This is a genomic window from Glycomyces sp. NPDC021274 (assembly GCF_040641195.1).
In the GTDB taxonomy this organism is placed as follows: Bacteria; Actinomycetota; Actinomycetes; order Mycobacteriales; family Micromonosporaceae; genus Glycomyces.
The window spans coordinates 224,251-243,097 of record NZ_JBFADC010000003.1; the positions used below are offsets into that span (position 1 = coordinate 224,251).

Sequence of the window (18,847 nt, forward strand, 5' to 3'; positions counted from 1 at the left end):
GATGCGACCGGCCCGGCAGCCGCCGGGCCGTCGCGTTTCGCGCGACGCGTGTCGCACGGCCGAGCAGCGCAGGTGCCGGATTACGGCGACGCCGCGTTCGTCGTCGCCGTCGACCGCGATGCGGCACACCGGACCCCGCCGAGCGCGGCGGTCCCGGGCCGATCGATCCCGGCCGAAGACCGGCTCGCGCTCAGACCTGGAGCGGCACGTTGAGGCTGTCGGGCCTCCATCGGCGGCGCGCGGCCACGACCAGGGACGAGAGCGCGAGCGAGCCGACCAGGTAGGCCGCCAGGACTATCAGTGCTTTGACCACATGCGAGGTCTCACCGCCGCTGATGGTCACACGCAGGGCGTCGACCACGTAGCTCATCGGCAGCAGCGGATGCAGCACCTGGAAGAACTTCGGCGTCGTCTCCACCGGGTACAGGCCGCCAGCGCTCGTCAGTTGCAGCATCAGCAGTACGACCAGCAGCAGGCTGCCGGCCGTGCCGAACGCGAGCTTCAGCAGGTGTGCCATGGCGGTGAAGGTGAGGATCACGAGGATCGACAGGCCGACTGTGTCGAGGGCGTCCTTCGGGTCGAGGTCGAGGCCGAGTTCCACTGCGAGGTAGAGGACGAGGGCCGAGAGGATGCCGAGGAACGCGCCGGGGAGCCAGCCGCCGATGGCGATCGGGACTGAGCGGAGCGGGCCGGCGAGCGCCCGACTGTTCACCGTACGCAGTACGAGGTAGCCCATGAGGCCGAAGACCCACAGTGCGATGGCGATGAAGAACGGCGCGAGGCCGCGCCCGTAGGTGCCGGCGGCGTGGAGGTTGTCCTCGTCGATGGTGACGGGGCTGCCGTAGGCCTCGGCGTTGTCCGCGTCGTCGGCCGGGTTGGTGCTCGGGACGCTCTCGGCTGCAGCGGAGAGCGAGGTCGCGAGCGTGGTCGCGCCGTCCTGGAGATCGGTGAGCCCGCTGGCCAGGTCGCCCGCTCCGGCTTGTGCGGAGGAGGCGCCGTCGGCCACCTGCTGTGCGCCGGTGGCGACGTCGGCGGCGCCGGTCTGCAGTGCGGTGAGGTCGCTGGAGGCCTGGTCGAGGGTGTCGGTGGAGGTGCTCTGGACGGTGTCGTCGGCGGTCTGGATGTCGTCGTTGACGGCGTTGGCGTCGTCGATGTACCCCTGGAGTTGCGCGCAGGCGTCCGGGTCGGCGGTGTCGGCGGCGCAGAGGGTGGCGTAGACGGTGTTGAGGTCGCTGTTGGCGCGGTCGGAGAGGTCGGCGGCTGAGGACGCGCCGGACTGGATCTGGCTCCAGTTGTCCGCGAGGGTCTCGATGACGGGTTGGGCGACGCCGACGGCTTGGTCTACGCCGTCGCTCACCTGGTCGGCGCCGTCGGCAACCTGCTGGGCGCCGGAGTTGAGGTCGCCGAGGCCGCTCTCGAGGGTTTCGGCTCCGGTCTGGGCGCTGCCGATGCCGTCGGCGAGCTGGTCGGCGCCAACGGCGGCTTGGGTGAGGCCCTGGTTGAGTTCGGTGAGGTCGCCGAAGATGGTGGTGGCGAAGGTGACGTAGACGGCGGTGTTGATCTGGTTGCGCAGCTCGGACTCGACGGTGGAGGCCATGATCCCGGCGACGTACCCGTTGGCGTCGTTGAGGTCGAACTCGACCGTGGCCTGCTCGGGGTCGGTGCCGGAGAGGCTGGCCAGGCGGGTGGAGAAGTCTTCGGGGACGGTGATGACCATGTAGTAGTCGCCGTCTTCGAGGCCGCGGCTCGCCTCGTCGGCGTCGACGAACCGCCAGTCGAAGATGCGGTCTTCTTTGAGCTGCTGTACGAGCTGGTCGCCGCCGTTGATGGCCGTGGTCTCGCCGTCCTGCTCAACCGAGGCGCCGGTGTCCTCGTTGACGACGGCCACGGGCATCTGGTCGAGCTTTCCGTAGGGGTCCCAGGCGAACCAGAGGTAGAGGCCGCCGTAGACGAGCGGGATGAGGACGATGGCGACGAGGGCGGCGGTGCGGATGGGGTGGCCGCGGAAGCGGCGCAGTTCGGCGGCGGCGAGTTTGAAGGGGCTCATCATCGGTGGCCTCCGTTTCGGTCGCTCGCGTGGAGCGCGCTGGCGTCGGGTGCGGGTTGGGCGCGGAGGTCGACGACGGTGTCGGCGGGCGGGTCGGAGCGGGTGCAGGCGGCGAGGACGAGCTGTCCGGCGTCGGCGACGGTGCGCAGGGCTTCGAAGACGCGTTCGGAGCCGCACCGGTCGAGGCCGGTGTCGGCGTCGTCGACGGCTATGGCGGGGGTGCGGCTCGCGGCGGCGCACGCGATGGCGAAGCGGATCTGGTCGATGCGCGGTAGGAATCCGAAGGTGTCGCCGGTGTCGACGCCGACGGCGAGGCGGTCGAGCCAGGCGTTGATGTTGGCGCGGGTCGCGGTTCCCTTGGAGACGGTGGTGGTCTCTTTGATGCAGGCGCCGACGGTGGCGTAGGGCTCGAAGCGGATCGGCGGTCCGGCTTGGGCGATGGTGAAGCGGCGGCGGATCTGGCCGGGCGTGGTCTGGCCGTCGACTTCGAGTTCGCCGCTGCGGTGCGGGAAGCGGCCGGTGAGCGCGAGGAGGAGTGAGGAGCGGCCGTCGCCGCCGTCGCCGCAGATCGCGACGAGCTGACCGAGGCCGGCGGTCACGGTGATGTCGGTGAAGATCGGGCCTTGCCGGCCGTGGGCGGTGAGCCCTGAGGCGGCGAGGAACGGTTTGCCGCCGGGTCGGTCGAAGACGGCGGTGTGCTGGAGCGGGCCGGCGGGCGGCTCGGCCCGGTCCGCCGCGATGGCGGCGCGTTGGAAGGCGGGTTGGGTTGCGGCGGGGGCGGGTTGGACCCGGGTCTCGTGGTCCGGCGTGTCGCCGGTCGGCAGTGCGGTGGTCTCGGGTTCGCGGATGGCCGGCGTGTCGCGGTCGCCGGTCGGCGGCCCGGCGCTGTCGTCGCTCGGGGGCGAGGGGGTCTCCTCGGTGGGGCGCGCGGTGAGGGCGTCGGCGGGGAGTGTGATGGTGTCGTCAGGGTGCGGGTCGGCCGTGTCGTCCGCGGGGGCGGGGGGCGGGGTTTCGTGGCGGGCGGACTCGGGGGCCGTTTCGCCGTGGGCGGCATCGCTTTCGCCGCCGGGCGTTTCGGGCGCGGGCCCCGTTTCGTCGCTCCTGTCGCTCATGGACACTATCCTCACAGGCCGGTGCGCCCGGTTTCGGGCGATTGCACGGGTTGATGACCACAAGAATGTTACTCACCGGTAACTTATGTGCGGAGCGAGGCGGCCCCGCTGTGACCGGCGCGTCCCGCTCGCGGCCCTTACAGTTGAGGCATGTCGGAAACGCAAGCAGCGAAACCAGCGGCTCCCCGCCGCGACCACCCGCGCACACACCACGGCGACACCGTGAACGACCCGTACGCCTGGCTCAACGACCGCAACGAGGAGAAGGCCCCCGAGGTCCTCGCCTACCTCAACGCGGAGAACGCCTACACCGAATCGCGCACCGGGCACCTCGCCGAGCTGCGCAAGACGATCTACGCCGAGATCAAGGACCGCACCCAGGAGACCGACCTCTCGGTCCCCTACCGCAAGGACGCCTGGTGGTACTACAGCCGCACCGAGGAGGGCAAGGACTACCCGATCCGCTGCCGCGTAGCCGCCACCGGCGACACGCCGCCCACGGTCGAACCCGGCGTCCCCGTCGCGGGCGAGACCGTCGTCATCGACGAGAACGAGCTCGCGGCCGGGCACGACTTCTTCCTCCTCGGCGTCTACGACATCTCCCCCGACGGGAACCTCCTCGCCTACGGCGTCAACTACACCGGCAACGAGACCTTCACGCTCAAGTTCAATGACCTGCGCACCGGCGAGGACTTCCCGTACGCGATCGAAGGCGTCCTCTACGGCGGGGCCTGGTCGGCCGACGGCGCGGCGTTCTTCTACACGAAGATCGACGACGCCTGGCGGCCGTACCAGATCTGGCGGCACCTCCTCGGCAGGCAGGACGAGGACGCGCTCATCTACCAGGAGGACGACGAGCGGTTCCGCGTCGGCATCGCCCTCACCCGCTCCGAGCGGTACCTGATCATCGGGTCCGGCTCCACCACGACCACCGAGTACCGCTACCTCGACGCCACCGACCCGACCGGCGAGTTCACGCTCTTCAACAACGGCCGCGAGCAGGGCGTCGAAGTCGAGATCGACCACCAGGGCGACCGGTTCTGGGTGCTCCACAACAAGAACGCCGAGAACTTCACCCTCGGCTGGACCCCGGTCGACGACACGACCCAGTTCAACGAGGTCATCCCGCACCACCCGGAGGTCCGGCTCGAATCCGCCGACGCGTTCGCCGAGCACGTCGTCGTGTCACTGCGCCGCGCCGGGCTCTCCCAGATCGCGATCCTCGACCGCGAGGGCTCGCTCAACGAGATCGCCTTCGACGAGCCGATCTACACCGTCGGGATCGGCGCCAACCCGGACTACGAGTCGCGGCACCTGCGCCTCTCCTACGGTTCGCTGATCACCCCGGCGTCGGTCTACGACTACGACATCGACAACGCGGCACTGCTGCTGCGCAAGCGCACAGCCGTGCTGGGCGACTTCGACCCGTCCGACTACCGGCAGTACCGCGAATGGGCGGTCGCCGAGGACGGCACGAAGGTGCCGATCTCGATCGTCGCGAAAGCCGACGTCGTGGCCGACGGCACCGCGCCCTGCCTGCTGTACGGGTACGGCTCCTACGAGGCCTCGATCGACCCGTACTTCTCCATCCCGCGCCTGAGCCTGCTCGACCGCGGCGTGGTCTTCGCGATCGCCCACGTGCGCGGCGGCGGCGAGATGGGCCGCCAGTGGTACGAGCAGGGCAAACTCCTGCACAAGAAGCACACGTTCACCGACTTCACCGCGAGCGCCGACCGCCTAGCCGAGACCGGCTGGGCCGCTCCCGACAAGATCATCGCCCGCGGCGGCTCGGCCGGCGGCCTCCTCATGGGCGCCGTCGCCAACCTGGCCCCCGAGCGGTTCGCGGGCATCCTCGCCGAAGTGCCGTTCGTGGACGCGCTCAACACCATCCTCGACCCGACCATGCCGCTCACCGCCGGCGAGTGGGAGGAGTGGGGCAACCCGCTCGAGTCGGCCGAGGTCTACGAGTACATGAAGTCGTACTCGCCGTACGAGAACGTCACCAGCGTGCGGTACCCGTCGATCCTGGCCGTGACCAGCCTGAACGACATCCGCGTGGGCTTCCACGAGCCCGCGAAGTGGGTCGCGAAGCTCCGCTACGAGAGCCCGGAGTCCGACGTGCTGCTCAAGACCGAGATGGAGGCCGGCCACGGCGGCCGCTCCGGCCGGTACGGCGCGTGGGAGGAAGAGGCCTTCAACCTCGCGTGGCTGCTCGACACGTTCGGCATCGCCTGACGCACGGCGAACGGAGGCCCGGTCCCGCGATCGACACGCGGGGCCGGGCCTCCGGCACGTCTGCGCTAGCTGCTGCGCGCCCGGGCTACTCCGGGCGCTCGTCCTCGTCCTCGGGCACCTCTTGGCGCTGCTCGGCCGCGTCGGCCGCGTCGACCTCCTCGGGGAGCGCCCCGTTCGGCACCTCGACCGCCTCCTCCGGGTCGTCCTCGGCCGGAGGATCGGCCGAATCCGCCAGGTCGAACTCGGACAACTCGCCGGACTCGTCCGTCCATTCCTGGTGATAGTTCATATAACCCACCGTAGACGCGCCCAAGGCCGCCCGGCCAGTGAACCACCAGGTAGCCTGAGTTATGCCTTCACACGGCTGTGGGCAATACTTCATCTCGACGCAATAGTTCGAGGCCATCAGACAGCGGCGTCTGAGTCCCGCCCCCGGTCGGGGAGCAATCAACGACTTGTCTAAGGAGCTGGCAGCATGCCTATCGCAACACCCGAGGAATACAACGAGATGCTCGACCGGGCGAAGGCTGGCTCCTTCGCCTACCCGGCCATCAACGTGACCTCGACCCAGACGCTCAACGCCGCACTGGCCGCGTTCGCCGAGGCCGAGTCGGACGGCATCGTCCAGGTCTCCACCGGCGGCGCGGAGTACCTCTCCGGCCCGACCATCAAGGACAAGGTGACCGGCTCGGTCGCCCTCGCGGCCGCCGCCCACGAGATCGCCAAGAACTACCCGGTCAAGGTCGCGCTCCACACCGACCACTGCCCGAAGAACCACCTCGACTCGTTCGTGCGGCCCCTCCTCGCCATCAGCGAGGAGCGCGTGGCCCGCGGCGAGCTCCCGCTCTTCCAGTCCCACATGTGGGACGGCTCGGCCGTGCCAATGCAGGAGAATCTGGAGATCGCCCAGGAGCTCCTCGCCCGCACCGCCAAGGCCAAGATCATCCTCGAAATCGAGATCGGCGTCGTCGGCGGCGAAGAGGACGGCGTCGAGGCCGAGATCAACGAGAAGCTCTACACCACCGTCGAAGACGGCCTCGCCACCGTCGAAGCGCTCGGCTCCGGCGAGAAGGGCCGCTACATGACGGCCCTGACCTTCGGCAACGTCCACGGCGTGTACAAGCCGGGCAACGTGCACCTGCGCCCGGAGATCCTCAAGGAGATCCAGGACGCGGTCGGCGCCAAGGTCGGCAAGGACAAGCCGTTCGACCTGGTCTTCCACGGCGGCTCCGGCTCGACCGCGCAGGAGATCAGCGACGCGGTGGACCACGGCGTCATCAAGATGAACATCGACACCGACGCCCAGTACGCGTTCACGCGCCCCGTCGTCGACCACATCTTCCGCAACTACGACGGCGTGCTCAAGGTCGAGGGCGAGGTCGGCAACAAGAAGGCCTACGACCCGCGCGCCTACGGCAAGCTCGCCGAGGCCGGCATGGCCGCCCGCATCGTCGAAGCCTGCCAGCAGCTCCGCTCCGCCGGCAACAAGATCAAGTAGCCAAGCGCCGCAAGGCGAACGAGAGGGCCCGGCCGCGATGCGGCCGGGCCCTTCGGCGTTCACTCCCCCGCTGGGACGACCGTCTGGCACCGGATGCCGGGCAGTTCGGCGAGCCGCTGCACGGCGAGATCCGCTTCGGCGGCGGTGATCTTCCCTGAGCGGCAGTGGCGGCGGTAGACCGACATGACCTCGAGGTCGAGGATCTGCGGTGCGACGAGTTCGTGCCCGGTGAGCTGGGCGCGGAGGCCTGCGCCGTCGGGGTCGGCGTCGACCAGGGCCGGGGCGAGAACGGAGGAGTCGACGACGATCAACGGGACTCCCGCTCGTCGCGGAGGATCGCTACGGTGTCGGCGCTCGACAGGTGGCCGGTAGCTTCGCGGTCGAAGCGGTCGAACACCTCTTTGGCGCTGGGGAGGCGGGCTTCACGGATGAGCTTCTGGAGGAGGTACTCCTCAAGGGAGACGCCGGCGATCGCGGCGCGCCGCTCCCAGTACTCGCGGGTCTCGGGCGGCAGTCCCTTGACGATGTCCATGGACTGAGCGTAACTCTCGATCATCCGGACAGGATAGGAAAAATTCGGCCCCAAAAAGCCGAACCGTGCCCGTGCGACGTGTCGGCGGTGTGAAGGCAGGGCGCGGCCGCTTTGCAGCCGCGCCTGCTGAGTCCTTGCGTTACTTGGTGAACCAGACGGTGGACCCTGCCGGGAGGGTGCCGTTCTCCAGCGGGGTGCTCGCCAGGAGGACCTCGGTGCCGTAGCCGGCCACGGGGACGGGCTCGTCGCTGAAGTTGACGACGCAGACGAGGGCGCCGTTGTCGAAGGCGAAGGCGTCGTCGCCGGGGTCGGCGAGCCAGGTCAGGCCGGTGACCCGGCCGCGCAAGGTCTTGCGGAGGTTGATCGCGGCCCGGTAGAACTCCAGGGTGGAGCCCTCGACGCCGTCCTCAGCCTCGACCGAGCGCTCGGACCAGTCGGCGGGCTGCGGGAGCCAGGAGCCGCCCGTGCCGAAACCGAGCGAGTCGCCCTCCCGCGTCCACGGGAGCGGGACGCGGCAGCCGTCGCGGCCGATCTGCTCGCCGTTGGTGCGGAAGAACGTCGGGTCCTCGCGGACCTCCGCCGGAAGGTCGAGGACCTCGTTGAGGCCCAGCTCCTCGCCCTGGTAGACGTACACGACGCCCGGCAGTGCGAGCAGCAGCTGCGTCGCGGCCTTCGCGCGGGCCAGGCCGATGTCGCCGCCGCCGTAGCGGGTCACGTGGCGCTGCACATCATGGTTGGAGAGCACCCAGGTGCACGGCGCGCCGACCCCGGCGTTGTTCGCGATCTCGGCGTCGATGGCCTTGCGGAAGTCCGCGGCCTTGAACGGCGCGAGCACCAGGTCGAAGTTGAACGCCTGGTGGAGCTCGTCGGGGCGCAGGTAGAGCGCGCGGCGCTCGGCCGAGTCCGTCCACGCCTCGGCGACGAAGATCCGGTCGCCCTCGTACTCCTCGATGATCGGCCGCCACGTGCGGTAGATGTCGTGCACGCCGTCCTGGTCGAAGAACGGGGCCAAGGTGGTGCCGATCATCTCGATCGTGCCGTCCCCGCCCGTGTCCGGCAGCCCCTCGGCCTTGACCATGCCGTGCGCGACGTCGATGCGGAAACCGTCCACGCCCCGGTCGAGCCAGAACCGCAGGATCGACTTGAACTCCTCGTGGACCTCGGGGTTCTCCCAGTTCAGGTCCGGCTGGGTCGCGTCGAACAGGTGCAGGTACCACTGCTCGCCGTCACCGGTCTTCGTCCATGCCGGGCCGCCGAAGATCGACTGCCAGTTGTTCGGCGGCGTGTCCGGGCGGGCCGGGTCCACGTCGCGGAACCAGTAGCGGGCCCGCTCCGGCGAACCCGGGCCGGCCGCCAGCGCGGCCTTGAACCACTCGTGTTCGGAGGAGGTGTGGTTCGGGACGAGGTCGGCGATGAGGCGGATGCCGTGCGCGTGGGCGGTCTGGAGCATCCGGTCGAAGTCCGCGAGGTCGCCGAAGCGCGGTTCGATGGCCCGGTAGTCCGAGACGTCGTAGCCGGCGTCGTTCTGGGGCGAGGCGAAGAACGGGGAGAGCCAGATGGCGTCGACGCCGAGTCGGGCGAGGTAGGGGATGCGGGTGCGGATGCCCTCGAGGTCGCCCATGCCGTCGCCGTTCGCGTCGGCGAAGGAGCGCGGGTACACCTGGTAGATGACCGCGTCGCGCCACCAGTGCCCGCGCTGCGGTGCTTCACTCACCGGTGCTTCAGTCATCGTGCAAAACCTTTCAGTCCTTGGGTGCCGCACCGGTGGAACCGCGTACGACGAGTTCGGGTCGGAAGAGGTATTCCGAGTTCGGGGTGGGTTGCCCGGCGATCTCGTCGAGCAGTGCCCGGGCGGCGGCGGTGGCGATGTCGCGCACCGGTTGCCGCACGGTCGTGAGTGGAGGGTTGGTGTGGGCGATGAGGGGGGAGTCGTCGTAGCCGACGACGGAGAAGTCCTGCGGGACGTTGAGCCCGCGTTCTTCGGCGGCGCGGATGGCGCCGAGGGCCATCATGTCGGAGCCGCAGACGACGCTGGTGGCGCCGCGGTCGATGAGGCGGGACGCGGCGGCGTGGCCGCCCTGCTCGCCGAAGAGGGTGAGTTCGATGAGTTCGGGGCCGACGCCCTGCATGGCGGCGCGGTAGCCGTTGATCTTGCGGCGCACGGGCCAGTAGCGGTCGGGGCCGGAGACGAGGCCGATGCGCCGGTGGCCGAGGCCGGCGAGGTGTTCGACGGCGATGCGGGCGGCGACGGCGTCGTCGCAGGAGAAGGAGGCCGCTTCGACGCCTTCGGGGTGGCCGGTCACGAACGCGACGGGGAGTCGCTTGTCCTTGAGCTCCTGGTAGCGCTCGGTGCTCGCGGTGGTGTCGGCGTGGAGGCCGGAGACGAAGATGATGCCGGCGACGGCGCGCTCGCGGAGCATTTCGACGAACTCGTCCTCGGAGACCCCGCCGGGGGTCTGGGTGCAGAGGACGGGGGTGTAGCCGGAGCCGGCCAGCACGTTGGAGATCGTCTGCGCGTAGAGCGGGAAGATCGGGTTCTCCAGTTCGGGCACGACGAGGCCGATGAGGCCGATGGCGTGCTTGCGCAGTGCCTGGGGCCGTTCGTATCCGAGCACGTCGAGAGCAGTGAGGACGGACTGTCGGGTCTGCTGACCGACGCCGGGTTTGTCGTTGAGGACCCGGGACACCGTGGCCTCACTGACCCCGGCCTGCCGGGCGATGTCAGAGAGTCGAAGCCGCATGATGACAGCGTAGCCTATCTGAAATTTGGCAACAGTTTGGTTGCAAGGGTTTCCTGTTTCTGAAACATCTTGCTAACCTTCGAGGAAGTTCGGGGCGCGAGCCCCCGGTCACCGGCCCCCGCCCCGGGGCCCCTCAATGAGGAGAGATCAGCCATGCGTAGAAGGACCCTGGGTATCACCGCCGTCTCAGCCGCCGCCCTCGGCGCGGCCGCCGCCTGCGGCGACGACAGCGCCGACAACGGCGGCGAGGAGACCGCCGAGTTCTCCGGCGAACTGGTCATCTGGGCCGACGAGACCCGCACCCCGGTCCTCAAGGAGTTCGTGAAGAACTTCGAGCAGCAGGTCGGCGTCAAGGTCACGGTCGAGGAGCACGTGGAGACCCTCCGCGAGGACTACCTCACCGCCACCGAGCAGGGCCAGGGCCCCGACATCGTCGTGGGCGCGCACGACTGGGCCGGGCAGTACGCCGGCGCCGGCGCCGTCGCCCCCATCACCCTCACCGCCGACCAGCAGTCCTCCCTCAACGAGACCGCCGTCAAGGCGTTCACCGTCGACGGCAACGTCTACGGCGTCCCCTACGCGCTCGAGAACCTCGGCCTCATCCGCAACACCGACCTCGCCCCCGACGCCCCCGCCACCTTCGAGGAGCTCATCAGCGCCGGCCAGGCCGCCGGCACCGACGAAGTCCTCATGATGGAGGTCAGCGTCAACGGCAACGCCTACAACGCCTACCCGCTGTTCTCCTCCATGGGCGGCTACCTCTTCAAGGACGACGGCACCGGCACCCTCGACCCCCACGACGTCGGCGTCGACTCCCCCGGCGGCATCGCCGCCTTCGAGAAGTTCGCCGAGCTCGGCACCGAAGGCGTCCTCAAGACCACCTACGACGCCACCAACTGCACGCCGTTCTTCGTCGAGGGCAAGACCGCCTTCCTCATCTCCGGGCCGTGGGCCCTCACCGACGTGCAGGGCGCCGGCCTCAACTACGAGGTCACCGCCATCCCCGGCTTCGAAGGCCAGGCCCCGGCCGCGCCGTTCCTCGGCGTCCAGGGCTTCTACGTCTCCTCCAAGGCCAAGAACGCCGTCTTCGCGCAGGAGTTCGTCGCCAACTACGTGCTCACCGAGGACCTCCAGCTCAAGCTCGCCGAAGCCGGCGGCCGCGTCCCCGCGCTCACCGCCGCCGCCGAGGCCTACACCGCCGGCAGCGCCGACGCCCAGGGCTTCGCCGCCGCCGGCGAGCACGCCGTCCCGATGCCGAACATCCCCGCGATGGACGCCGTCTGGGAGCCCTTCGGCCGCGCCCAGGCCGACGCGATCGACGGCGCCTCCACCGGCCCCGACGCCGCCAAGACCGCCGCGCAGACCATCCGCGACGCCGTCGGCGCGTAGCCCCGAAGCACCCCCGGTAATCCTCAGACGAGCGAAGGAACGAACACACGGTGCTCGAACAACGTTCCCGGACGGCCGGCTCCGCCACCGCCGCGGGCCTGATCATCAAGATCGCGGTACTCGCGGTGGTCGCCGCGCTGGCCGTCTGGGCGGCGTTGCCGCTGCTCAGCGCCGAGGCCTGGTGGGGCCTCGCCCTGGAGGCGGCCGTCGTGGGACTCGTCTTCTACGTCTACCTGCAGCGCCGCGCGATCCAGCTCAAGTACCTGGTCCCGGGCACGCTGCTGCTCATCGCCTTCCAGATCCTTCCGGTCATCCTCACCGTCGGCACGTCCTTCTCCAACTACGGGGACGGGCACCGGGTCGACAAGGAGCAGGCCACCGAGGCGATCATCGCCGCGGGCGTCCAGCAGACCCCCGGCGGCGCCATCTACCGGCTCGCCGTCGGCGAGTCCGCCTCCGGTGAGCTCACCCTGCTGCTCACCGATACCGAGGACGGCTCCACCTGGGCCGGAACGGCAGCAGGCCTCACCGAACTGCCCGAAGCGAGCGTCGACGCCGCCGGCCAGATCACCGCCGCCCCCGGCTACACCGTGTGGACCCTCGCCGAACTCAACGAGCGCCAGGCCGAACTCGCCCAACTCGCCGTCCCCACCGGCGACGACTCCGGCATCAAGGTCCAGGGCCTCTCCGCGTTCGAAGGCACCTCCACCCGCTCCTACGACGCCGCGTGCGACTGCATCACCGACTCGGCCACCGGCACGACCTGGTACGCCGACAACGAGCAGGGCAGCTTCCTCACCGAGGACGGCGACGCCGCCCTCGTCGGCTGGCGCGTCGGCATCGGCGCCGACAACTACACCGCGGTCCTCACCGACCCCGACATCCGCGGGCCGTTCCTCGGGATCTTCACCTGGAACCTCCTCTTCGCGGCCGGCTCGGTCCTCTTCACGTTCGCGATCGGCCTCGGCACCGCCATGGCCCTCAACAAGCCCTCGATGCGCGGCACGAAGGTCTACCGGACGCTCATGATCCTCCCGTACGCCATGCCGTCCTTCGCGATGCTGCTGGTGTGGGCGCAGATGTTCAACCGCGACTTCGGGCTCGTCAACGACCTGTTCAACCTCGACGTCAACTGGTACGGCGGCACCTGGTCGGCCCGCGCGATGGTCATCATCGCCAACACCTGGCTCGGCTGGCCGTACATGTTCCTCATCTGCCTCGGCGCCCTCCAGGCCCTGCCCTCCGACTCGCTCGAAGCGGCGAAGATCGACGGCGCCACCGGTGTGACGGCATTCCGCAAGATCACCCTCCCGCTCCTGCTCATCGCCCTCACACCGCTGCTCATCTCCTCGTTCGCGTTCAACTTCAACAACTTCAACGCGATCGAACTCCTCTCCGGCGGCAGCCCGTTCCGCGCCGGCGACGCCGTCGGCGGCACCGACCTCCTCATCACCTACGCGTTCCGGCAGGCCTTCGGCGCCACCACCGCCGACTACGGCTTCGCCAGCGCCATCAGCGTCTTCATCTTCCTCATCGTCGCCACGATGTCGGCGGTCATGTTCCGCTTCACCCGCAACCAGGAGGACGTGTACTCATGACCCAGGGTCCGCAAGGCACTGCCGCGGTGAAGCGCAAGGGCCGCAACCCGTTCGCGAAGTGGATGGGCGAGTTCGGGTGGCGCCACCTCGTCGCGGTCGCCGTGCTCCTCTTCGGCCTCGTGCCGATCGTGTACGTGGTCTCGGCGGCGTTCAACCCGAACGGGACGCTCTCCTCGACGAGCCTGCTGCCGACCTCGTTCGGATTGGGCAACTTCGAGAAGCTGTTCACCGACCCGAACGTGCCGTTCGGGCGGTGGTTCCTGAACTCGCTCATGATCGCCGTCCCGGCGGCGTTCATCTCCATCTTCATCTCCTCGCTGGCGGCGTACGCGTTCAGCCGCTTCAGGTTCAAGGGGCGGCGGCCGATGCTGCTGTTCCTGCTGCTGATCCAGATGTTCCCGGCGTTCCTGGCCGTCGTCGCGCTGTACCTGATCTTCGGGCGGATCGGCGAGTTCTACCCGGTCGCGGGCCTGAACACGAAGCTCGGGCTGATGCTCGTGTACATGGGCGGCGCGCTCGGCGTCTCGACGTGGCTCATGAAGGGCTTCTTCGACACGATCCCGAAGGAGCTCGACGAGGCCGCGACGATCGACGGGGCCACGCACGCGCAGATCTTCTTCGGGATGATCCTGCCGCTGGCGGCGCCGATCATCGCGATCTCCGGCATCCTCGCGTTCGTGGGCACCATGAACGACTTCATCCTCGCGTCGCTGTTCCTCACGGACCGGCCGGAGATGACGCTCGCGGTCGGGTTGAAGACGCTGACGGCGGACAACTCGCCGGCGAGCTACTTCGGGATCTTCGCGGCGGGCACGCTGCTGACCTCGGTGCTCACCGTGGCCGTGTTCATGAGCCTGCAGCGCTACATCGTGTCCGGTCTGACCGGCGGGGCAGTGAAGGGTTAAGACAAGCGACCACTGCCCGACACACCGGTGCCCGCCTCGGCGGGCACCGAAGGCCCGGGTCCCGGAGAGCCTCCCTCTCCAGGATCCGGGTCTTTGCGCGCGCGGGGCCTATTCCTCCGTCGCGGCGGCTTCGGCGATGAGGAGGCCGAGGGCGTCCAGGGGCGGGAGCAGTTCCTCGTAGGTCTCCGGGTCGATGATCGCGGCCTGGAGCTGCTCGAGGGTGAGCGGCAGATGCGGGGTGAGGCGGTTCGTGGGGCGTTCGAGGAGGGCGACGGCCTGGTCGACGAGGGCGATGGCGCGGTTGAGGATCGCGAGGTCTTCGGCGTTCTCGATGCGCGCGGTCGTGTAGGAGTTGATGGCGATCGACTGGAGCTCGTTGGCGTTGACGACCTCGTCCATCGTCGGCTGCCACATCTTGGCGAGGCGGTCGAAGTTGGCCTGGCGCTCGTCGCGGTGGTCGGCGAGTTCGGCGCGGAGCAGCACGGCCTCGGCGGCCAGGATGATGCGTTCGCCGGGCGAGTACGCCTCGCCCCGGGGGTCGTCGGTCATGGGGGGCGCTCGCTACCAGTGCGGGGGGCGCTCGGCCAGGAGGTCGAGGTCGCGGACCGAGTATGCGGACTTGCGGGGGCGGCGGACGGGGGCCTCGCCCCAGCCGCGGTCGGTGTCGTCGGAGGTCTGGTCCGGGAGCACCGAGAAGTCCTCGTCGAGCTCGACGGAACGTTCGTCGTCGGAGACTGCCATGCCTCCGACTTTATCGCAGCGGGTCGCCCGGGCGGCAACGACGAGGCCCTGAACACCCGGTGAACGGGTGTTCAGGGCCATAGCGCTGGACCGTGCGGCACTCGCGGCGATGCTCGCGAGCCGTTAGCCCGCGACGCCGACGAGTTCGTAGCCGGCCTCGTCGACGGCCTCGCGGACCGCGTCCTCGGTGAGGGCGGTCTCGCTCTTGACGGTGACCTTGCCGGTCTCCAGGACGACGTCGACGCCCTCGACGCCCGGAAGCGCTGAGAGCTCCTGGGTGACGCTGCCGACGCAGTGGCCGCAGGTCATGCCTTTGACGACGTACACGGTTTCCATGGCTACTCCTTAAGCGAGCTTGCGAGCCGGGTGGCGGCTCGGCGGGTGTTCAGGTTCTGAGCAGTCGGGCCACCGCGTCCGAGGCCTCTTTGACCTTGGCTTGGGCGGCGGTCGGGTCACCCGAGGTCTGCGCCTCCGCGACGCAGTGGGCCAGGTGGCCTTCGAGGAGGTTGAGCGCGACGGCTTGGAGGCCCTTGGTGGACGCCGAGATCTGGGTCAGGATGTCGATGCAGTACTCGTCTGCTTCGACCATCCGCTGGATGCCGCGGACCTGCCCCTCGATGCGCTTGAGGCGGCGGGTGAGCGCGGCCTTGTCCCCGTGGTACCAGTAGTGTCCGTCGTGGCCGTGCGCTTCCGGTGCCGGGGGCGTGTCGCCGGCGACTCCAGTGCGGTCGGTCTGCTCGCTCATGTCACACCTTTCGTGTGCTCGGTCCTCCGGCCGCCAGTGTATACCCCTCAGGGGTATCTCGGCAACTGCTCGTTAGCCTGGTGGAGCGGCCCGTAGTATTCCGTGCCATTGTGTGAAAAATTCTCCCCCCGCCCTTGTCAAGGGCCACAACGGCCTCTAACGTGAACCCGTCGCGTCGGAAACTCGGGGGCACCCCGCACCCGCCGCGCGGCACCGCCGAGTCGGCGAAGCCCAGTTTTGGCGAAGCTTGCGAGCCATCAATCGGTGCTGTTCGCTGAACCGGGGAACCAGCAGTCGGCGTTCCACGCAGAGCCGACGGGGTGAATCGCGTCCACGGCGCGTAGGGCGACCCTTCCTTCCGCCCGAACCCGACAGCTAACCCGGTAGGCGGCCAAAGGAAGGAGCGCCTCCCTGGTGCGTACCCGGCGAATCACTGCCGCCCTAGCTGCCGCAGCCCTGCTCCCGCTGACCGCCGCGCTGTTCACGTCGTCTTCGGCGAACGCGCAGTCGAGCGAGGAGATCCAGGCGGAGATCGACGAGCGGCACAACGAGCTCGAGAAGGTCATCGAGGACTACAACGCCAAGCGCGAGGAACTCGAGGACGCCAACGCGCTCATCGAGGACATCGAAGCGCAGCTGCCCGCGCTGGAGCTCGCCACCGCCGAGGCGAGCGAGGCCCTGGCCGACTACGCCGCCTCGGCCTACGCCGGCGGCGACTTCGCAATGGTCAACTCCGTGCTCGGCGGCGACCCCGGCGACTTCGCCGACCGCCTCATGTACCTCGAGAGCCTCACGGACGCAGAGAACGCGGCGCTCCAGGAGAACCTGGCCCAGGTCCAGGAGCTCGAGACCCGCAAGACGGAACTCGAGACGCTCAAGGCCAGCGCCGACGAGATCCTCGGCGAGATCGAGGACCAGCAGAAGGCGATCGAGGACGAGATCGAGGCCCTCGAAGAGGAGTACGACGACCAGTACGCCGAGGAGAACCCCGAGGAGTCGCGGGACTGGGGCGACTACTCCGGTTCGTCCGGGGTCGTGCAGTTCGCGTACGACCAGCTCGGCGACCAGTACGTGTACGGCGCCGACGGCCCCGACGAGTGGGACTGCTCGGGTCTGACGCAGGGCGCGTGGGGTTCGGTGGGCACCTCGCTCTCGCACAACACCGAGATGCAGTGGAACGAGACGGCGCGGATCTCCCGCGACGAGCTGCAGGAAGGCGACCTGGTCTTCTACAACGGGCTGAGCCACGTCGCGATCTACATCGGCGACGGGCAGATCATCCACGCCCCGAACTCGACCACCGTGGTGAAGATCGCGGACATCGACATCATGGGCATCGACGGCTACGGCCGTCCCTGACCGAGTGACGTGAGTGCCGCCCGGGCCTGGTGGGGCCCGGGCCGCAGACTCCCCGGCGGGGGCGCAGGCGAGTTTTTGATTGCTGACCTGCTGCTGACCCGGCAATGCGCCGGCGCCGCCGCCGGGGACCGAGTCGATGGCAGACGAGGCCCGTGCGGCCTGGGATCGGGATCCTATAGGAAATAGGATCTACGATTCCGGGCCGCACGGGCCTCGCCGCGCGTTAGGGCCGCGAGATAAGGCCGCTACTCGACCTCGGGCTCGGTGAAGTCCCAGTCGAAGCGGCGGTAGCGGCCGGTGCCGCCCTGCTGCCAGGGCTTCGGGCCTTCGAGCGGGCGGTAGCCGATGCCCATGGCGTGCAGGCGTTCCAGGTGCACCGAGAGCCGGTCGAGGACCGGGTCCGCTTCGCGCACATCGGGATTGGTCCAAGCGACCTCGGCGAAGACGGCCAGGCGCGGGAACGCGGCGTACTCGACGTCGCGCGGGTTCGGCAGGTACTCCGACCACAGCTGGCACTGCACGCCGAGGATGCGGGCCTCGTCGATCCCCGCGGGGGCCGGGTCCCACGCCGCGACCTTCTCGATCGGGGTCAGGCCGTGGATGCGCAGCGGTTCACTCGGGTCGTCGCTCTCGTAGTGGTCGAAGTAGACGTGCGTCTGCGGGCTGACCAGCACCTCGTGCCCGGCCTCCAGGGCCTTCTCGACATAGGCCTCGGTGCGCCACACCTGGACCGCGGCCTCGGCGGGCGCGCCGCCGTCGAGGATCTCGTCCCAGCCGATGACCCGCTTGCCCATCTTGGCGAGGTGGTCGCAGAAGGCGCGGGTGAACCAGGCCTGGACGCCGCGCACGTCCTCCATGCCCTCGCGCTCCATGAGCTCGCGGGCGACAGGGGACGACTCCCACTGGGTCATCGGGACCTCGTCGCCGCCGATGTGGATGAACGGGCCGTCGAAGACCTCGGCGATCGCCGTGTACGCCTCGAGCGCGAAGTCGAGCGCGGCCTGCGTCGGTTCGAGGACCTCTTCGAACACGCCGAACGTCGGGCAGACAGGCTTCGGCGACGCTTGCGAGCCGTCGATGTGCGCAGTGTCCTGGCCCGCACCGAGTTCGGGGTAGGCGGCGAGCACCGCGCGGGCGTGCCCGGGCAGGTTCACCTCGGGGACGATCATGATGTGGCGCTCGCGCGCGTACGCGGCGATCTCGCGCAGGTCCGAGACGGAGAAGAACCCGCCGTGCGGGGTGGGCTCGTAGCCGGCGGCCTCGTCGCGGGCGTGGCCGATCTTGGTCTCGGCGCGCCAGGAGCCGATCTCGGTGAGCTTCGGGCGCGTGGGCACCTCGAAGCGCCAGCCCTGGTCGTCGGTGAGGTGCAGGTGGACGACGTTGAGCCGGTGGAGCCAGGCCCGGTCGATCATCTTGAGCACGAAGTCCTTGGGCTGGAAGTGCCGCACGACGTCGAGCATGACGCCGCGCCAGCGCAGGCGCGGTTCGTCGTGGATCCTGACGAGCGGCACGACCGGGTCGGCGGCAGGGGCCTCGCGGAGGGCGTCGGCGGGGAGGAGCTGGCGGAGGGTGGCGATGCCGCGGGCGATGCCGGCGGGGTGGGCCGCGGTGAGGTCGACGCCTTCGGGGGTGACGTCGAGGCGGTAGGCCTCGGCGGCGGTCGTGAAGTCCTCGGGGCGGTCGCCGTCGAGGGCGAGGCGGAGGACGCGGCCTTCGACGGGGTCGTTCGCGGTGCTCTGCACGACGGGGAGGCGCAGGCCGGTGCCGCGGCCCAGGAGGTCCGACAGGAGCCAGGCCAGGGGGTGCAGCTCGGGCGCTGCGGCGATGGCGCTGAGGAGGCTCAGGTCGAGGTCGCCGTCTGCGGCGGTGAGCTGCTGCGGCTGCGGGATCAGCGAGATGCGGCGCTGCATGTGCGGGGGCTCCTGTGGTCTGGTGCTGTCCGGCT

The 18,847-nt window shown here is 69.5% G+C and carries 18 protein-coding genes and 1 riboswitch; of the genes, 6 read left to right on the plus strand and 12 right to left on the minus strand.

Annotation, left to right across the window (positions count from 1 at the left end; all coding sequences use genetic code 11):
• Positions 1-190: 190 nt before the first annotated feature.
• Positions 191-2,047: a YhgE/Pip domain-containing protein gene (locus tag AB0I03_RS08635; RefSeq protein WP_360408684.1), complete on the minus strand. Its 1,857-nt coding sequence runs from the start codon at positions 2,045-2,047 to the stop codon at positions 191-193.
• Positions 2,047-3,159, minus strand: a complete 1,113-nt coding sequence (locus AB0I03_RS08640; protein ID WP_360408687.1) for an ATP-binding cassette domain-containing protein — start codon at positions 3,157-3,159, stop codon at positions 2,047-2,049. Before AB0I03_RS08640 ends, AB0I03_RS08635 begins: the two co-directional genes overlap by 1 nt.
• A gap of 150 nt (positions 3,160-3,309) precedes the next feature.
• Between AB0I03_RS08640 and AB0I03_RS08645 the strand changes: the two genes are divergently transcribed.
• On the plus strand, positions 3,310-5,394 hold the full coding sequence (locus AB0I03_RS08645) for a S9 family peptidase (protein WP_360408690.1): 2,085 nt from the start codon (positions 3,310-3,312) through the stop codon (positions 5,392-5,394).
• Between the two features lie 85 nt (positions 5,395-5,479).
• Here AB0I03_RS08645 and AB0I03_RS08650 read toward each other — a convergent pair whose 3' ends face one another.
• Positions 5,480-5,683, minus strand: coding sequence for a hypothetical protein (locus tag AB0I03_RS08650; protein WP_360408693.1), 204 nt, complete (start codon positions 5,681-5,683; stop codon positions 5,480-5,482).
• Positions 5,684-5,869: 186 nt separating this feature from the next.
• On the opposite strand from AB0I03_RS08650, the gene fbaA reads away from it, so the two are divergent.
• Positions 5,870-6,892 (plus strand): class II fructose-bisphosphate aldolase, encoded by a 1,023-nt coding sequence (fbaA, locus tag AB0I03_RS08655; protein WP_360408696.1) that lies wholly within the window; start codon positions 5,870-5,872, stop codon positions 6,890-6,892.
• A gap of 59 nt (positions 6,893-6,951) precedes the next feature.
• On the opposite strand, the gene AB0I03_RS08660 is transcribed toward fbaA, so the two are convergent.
• From AB0I03_RS08660 to AB0I03_RS08675, 4 genes are all read right to left on the minus strand, one after another.
• The gene (locus AB0I03_RS08660) at positions 6,952-7,203 is read right to left on the minus strand and encodes a type II toxin-antitoxin system VapC family toxin (protein WP_360408699.1); all 252 of its coding nucleotides are present in this window, start codon (positions 7,201-7,203) and stop codon (positions 6,952-6,954) included.
• Positions 7,200-7,448: a hypothetical protein gene (locus AB0I03_RS08665; RefSeq protein ID WP_360408702.1), complete on the minus strand. Its 249-nt coding sequence runs from the start codon at positions 7,446-7,448 to the stop codon at positions 7,200-7,202. Before AB0I03_RS08665 ends, AB0I03_RS08660 begins: the two co-directional genes overlap by 4 nt.
• Positions 7,449-7,563: 115 nt before the next feature.
• Positions 7,564-9,153 carry a glycoside hydrolase family 13 protein gene (locus tag AB0I03_RS08670; RefSeq protein WP_360408705.1) on the minus strand — a complete coding sequence of 530 codons (1,590 nt, stop codon included), beginning with the start codon at positions 9,151-9,153 and terminating at the stop codon, positions 7,564-7,566.
• A 13-nt stretch (positions 9,154-9,166) separates the two neighbouring features.
• A complete protein-coding gene (locus AB0I03_RS08675) occupies positions 9,167-10,165 on the minus strand; it encodes a LacI family DNA-binding transcriptional regulator (protein WP_360408708.1) in 999 nt (332 codons plus the stop codon).
• A gap of 153 nt (positions 10,166-10,318) precedes the next feature.
• Here AB0I03_RS08675 and AB0I03_RS08680 point away from each other — a divergent pair, with 153 nt between their 5' ends.
• The 3 genes from AB0I03_RS08680 to AB0I03_RS08690 are packed head-to-tail and all read left to right on the plus strand — an operon-like array spanning position 10,319 to position 14,057.
• On the plus strand, positions 10,319-11,554 hold the full coding sequence (locus AB0I03_RS08680; RefSeq protein ID WP_360408711.1) for a maltose ABC transporter substrate-binding protein: 1,236 nt from the start codon (positions 10,319-10,321) through the stop codon (positions 11,552-11,554).
• A gap of 50 nt (positions 11,555-11,604) precedes the next feature.
• Entirely contained in the window at positions 11,605-13,152 is a 1,548-nt protein-coding gene (locus AB0I03_RS08685) for an ABC transporter permease subunit (protein ID WP_360408714.1), read from the plus strand.
• A complete protein-coding gene (locus tag AB0I03_RS08690) occupies positions 13,149-14,057 on the plus strand; it encodes a sugar ABC transporter permease (protein WP_360408717.1) in 909 nt (302 codons plus the stop codon). Before AB0I03_RS08685 ends, AB0I03_RS08690 begins: the two co-directional genes overlap by 4 nt.
• Positions 14,058-14,165: 108 nt before the next feature.
• Here AB0I03_RS08690 and AB0I03_RS08695 read toward each other — a convergent pair whose 3' ends face one another.
• From AB0I03_RS08695 to AB0I03_RS08710, 4 genes are all read right to left on the minus strand, one after another.
• On the minus strand, positions 14,166-14,606 hold the full coding sequence (locus AB0I03_RS08695) for a hypothetical protein (protein ID WP_360408720.1): 441 nt from the start codon (positions 14,604-14,606) through the stop codon (positions 14,166-14,168).
• A 12-nt stretch (positions 14,607-14,618) separates the two neighbouring features.
• The gene (locus AB0I03_RS08700; RefSeq protein WP_360408723.1) at positions 14,619-14,798 is read right to left on the minus strand and encodes a hypothetical protein; all 180 of its coding nucleotides are present in this window, start codon (positions 14,796-14,798) and stop codon (positions 14,619-14,621) included.
• 123 nt (positions 14,799-14,921) lie between these two features.
• Positions 14,922-15,134 carry a cation transporter gene (locus tag AB0I03_RS08705; protein ID WP_360408726.1) on the minus strand — a complete coding sequence of 71 codons (213 nt, stop codon included), beginning with the start codon at positions 15,132-15,134 and terminating at the stop codon, positions 14,922-14,924.
• 49 nt (positions 15,135-15,183) lie between these two features.
• Positions 15,184-15,543, minus strand: coding sequence for a metal-sensitive transcriptional regulator (locus tag AB0I03_RS08710; RefSeq protein ID WP_360408728.1), 360 nt, complete (start codon positions 15,541-15,543; stop codon positions 15,184-15,186).
• 242 nt (positions 15,544-15,785) lie between these two features.
• Positions 15,786-15,949: riboswitch (cyclic di-AMP (ydaO/yuaA leader) on the plus strand.
• Between the two features lie 8 nt (positions 15,950-15,957).
• On the opposite strand from AB0I03_RS08710, the gene AB0I03_RS08715 reads away from it, so the two are divergent.
• Positions 15,958-16,902 carry an NlpC/P60 family protein gene (locus tag AB0I03_RS08715; protein ID WP_360408731.1) on the plus strand — a complete coding sequence of 315 codons (945 nt, stop codon included), beginning with the start codon at positions 15,958-15,960 and terminating at the stop codon, positions 16,900-16,902.
• 245 nt (positions 16,903-17,147) lie between these two features.
• Here AB0I03_RS08715 and AB0I03_RS08720 read toward each other — a convergent pair whose 3' ends face one another.
• The gene (locus AB0I03_RS08720) at positions 17,148-18,812 is read right to left on the minus strand and encodes a beta-N-acetylhexosaminidase (protein WP_360408734.1); all 1,665 of its coding nucleotides are present in this window, start codon (positions 18,810-18,812) and stop codon (positions 17,148-17,150) included.
• Between the last annotated feature and the right edge of the window lie 35 nt (positions 18,813-18,847).